The 1,749-nt window shown below is 72.4% G+C and carries 2 protein-coding genes; both read right to left on the minus strand.

All coding sequences use genetic code 11. The features are described from left to right. Positions 1-1,043 (minus strand): non-hydrolyzing UDP-N-acetylglucosamine 2-epimerase (wecB, locus tag C1A33_RS24720; RefSeq protein WP_101833770.1); only part of this gene is annotated, 1,043 nt, incomplete at its 3' end. Then, the coding region (locus tag C1A33_RS24725; RefSeq protein ID WP_243407910.1) for a GDP-mannose 4,6-dehydratase at positions 1,040-1,749 on the minus strand (710 nt) is incomplete at its 5' end. The genes wecB and C1A33_RS24725, both read right to left, overlap by 4 nt.

Below are 1,749 nucleotides of genomic sequence, written 5' to 3' on the forward strand. Positions count from 1 at the left end.
CGCCCATCCCACAGTGCGGGACGCCGCGGCGGCGGCGGGTGCTCCAGCGTGTCGAGGGCCGCGGTGACGACGACCCGCCGGTCCCGCCCGACGACCCGGTTCGTCCCCTCGGTGACGGTCAGTGGCCGCTCGGTGGTGTCCCGCAGCGTCAGGCACGGCACGCCGAGCACCGTCGTCTCCTCCTGGATGCCGCCGGAGTCGGTGAGCACGATCCGGGCGCCGGCCTGCAGCGCCAGCGAGTCGAGGTAGCCGACCGGGCCGATCACCCGCACGCTCGACGGCAGCCGGCCGGCCACCCGGGCGGCCGTGCGGGGATGGGCCGGGAAGATCAGCGGGCAGCTGGCGGCGATCTCGCTGAGGGCGCCGAGCAGGCCGTCGAGGGCGGCCGGGTCGTCGACGTTGGCCGGGCGGTGCAGGGTGACCAGACCGTAGTCACCGGGACGCCGGCCGAGCCCGGCGAGGACCGGGCGGGCGAGTGCCTCGTCGCGGCGGGCCAGCAGGGTGTCGACCATGACGTTGCCGACGAGGTGCACGTCGCGCGGCTCGGTGCCCTCGCGCAGCAGGTGCTCCACCGCGTCGGGAGAGGTGGCGAACAGGTCCGCGCAGAGCCGGTCGGCAACGATCCGGTTGATCTCCTCGGGCATGCCGCGGTCCCCGCTGCGCAGGCCCGCCTCGACGTGCGCGGCGCGCACCCCCGCCTTCGCCGCGACCAGCGCACAGGCCAGCGTGGAGTTGACGTCACCGAACACCACGACGACATCGGGTGCCAGCTCCGCCAGCAGCGGCTCGAACGCGGTCATCACCGCGGCGGTCTGCACCGCGTGCGACCCGGAGCCGGCCGCCAGGTGATGGTCGGGCACGCGCAGATCGAGGTCGGCGAAGAACACGCCGCTCATCGCCTCGTCGTAGTGCTGCCCGGTGTGGACGAGCGTGGTGCGCAGGCCCGCCGCCTCCAGCGCGTCGAGGACCGGCTTCGCCTTGACGAAGTTCGGCCGGGCGCCGGCGACGACGACCGCGTGGGCCGCCGCCCGCGGGCCGGTCATGGCCCCGGCGCGGCGCGGCGGACGTGCGGCAGGGCCACCCCGGGCCCCGCGGCCGGCGGCGGTGGCGCGCCGAGCAGTCCTTCCCGGGAGGCGGTCTCGGCCTCCGCGTCGAGGTCGGCGTCGACCATCATCGCGATCAGCTCCTCGAAGCCGACCTTCGGCTCCCAGCCGAGCACCTCCCGCGCCTTCGACGCATCCCCCACCAGCACATCCACCTCCGCCGGCCGGAAGAACCGCGGATCCTGCCTCACCAGCTCCGACCAGTCCGCGATCCCCACCCGGGCGAACGCCGCATCCAACAACTCCCGAATACTGTGCGTCTCCCCCGTCGCCACCACATAGTCATCCGGCGCATCCCGCTGCAACATCCGCCACATCGCCTCCACATAATCCCCCGCAAAACCCCAGTCCCGCCGCGACTCCAAATTCCCCAACGTCAACGAGTCCTGCAACCCCAGCGAAATCCGCGCCACCGCCCGCGAAACCTTCCGCGTCACGAACTCGATCCCCCGCCGCGGCGACTCGTGATTGAACAGCAACCCCGAACACGCAAACGCCCCGTACGACTCACGATAATTCACCGTCAGATAATGCCCGAACGTCTTCGCCACCCCGTACGGCGACCGCGGATGAAACGGCGTCGTCTCCCGCTGCGGCGTCTCCCGCACCTTCCCGAACATCTCCGACGACGACGCCTGATAGAACC

Source organism: Frankia canadensis, from assembly GCF_900197875.1.
GTDB lineage: Bacteria > Actinomycetota > Actinomycetes > Frankiales > Frankiaceae > Frankia > Frankia canadensis.